1 pseudogene is annotated in these 1,128 nt (G+C 55.9%); it reads left to right on the top strand.

What is annotated here, in order from left to right:
* Window positions 1–1,128 (top strand): annotated as a pseudogene (locus ACYVJG_RS12890) (hypothetical protein); the annotation flags it as partial.

Genomic DNA, 1,128 nt, shown 5'->3' with positions numbered 1-1,128 from the left:
CAGCTGAAACAGGGAGTACGGTTGAATTGTTTAAGTGGGTTGATACGAACAGCGACAACACCGTCGACAATGGCGAAGTCACCTCCTTAGGCACCGCCACTGCCACCGGCGGAACTGCCAGTTTCACTGGCTTAACCTTAGCCAATGGTGACAAGCTGGTTGCTAAAGCCACCGATGCAGCAAGCAACACCTCAACGTATTCCAGTGCGCAAACAGTATCAATTGCAGACACCACACCTCCTGTTGCCCCAACCGTCGGCACAGCGAATTCCACCACTGCAGTCAGTGTGACAGCTGAAACAGGGAGTACGGTTGAACTGTTTAAGTGGGTTGATACGAACAGCGACAACACCGTCGACAATGGCGAAGTCACCTCCTTAGGCACCGCCACTGCCACCGGCGGAACTGCCAGTTTCACCGGCTTAACCTTAGCCAATGGTGACAAGCTGGTTGCTAAAGCTACCGATGCAGCAAGCAACACCTCAACCTATTCCAGTGCGCAAACAGTATCAATTGCAGACACCACACCTCCTGTTGCCCCAACCGTCGGCACAGCGAATTCCACCACTGCAGTCAGTGTGACAGCTGAAACAGGGAGTACGGTTGAACTGTTTAAGTGGGTTGATACGAACAGCGACAACACCGTCGACAATGGCGAAGTCACCTCCTTAGGCACCGCCACTGCCACCGGCGGAACTGCCAGTTTCACTGGCTTAACCTTAGCCAATGGTGACAAGCTGGTTGCTAAAGCCACCGATGCAGCAAGCAACACCTCAACGTATTCCAGTGCGCAAACAGTATCGATTAGTAGCCCAACACCAGTACCTACACCCGAACCTTCGCCAACACCTACCCCAACACCGGTACCAACGCCCGTCCCCACGCCAGAGCCCACACCGACACCGGTGCCAACACCCGTACCCACGCCAGAACCCACACCGACACCAGTACCAACACCCGTCCCTACGCCAGAGCCAACACCGACGCCGGTACCTGTTCCTGTCCCGACACCAGAGCCGATTCCAACACCGGTACCAACGCCCGTTCCAACCCCTGTCCCCACACCAACACCGGCTGGCACGTTTGACGGGGTGACGGTGAATGAAACGGTGCAGAGTGATGGCACCA

It is taken from the genome of Aquaspirillum soli, from assembly GCF_054781915.1.
This window is presented reverse-complemented; position numbering and strand designations above follow the sequence as displayed.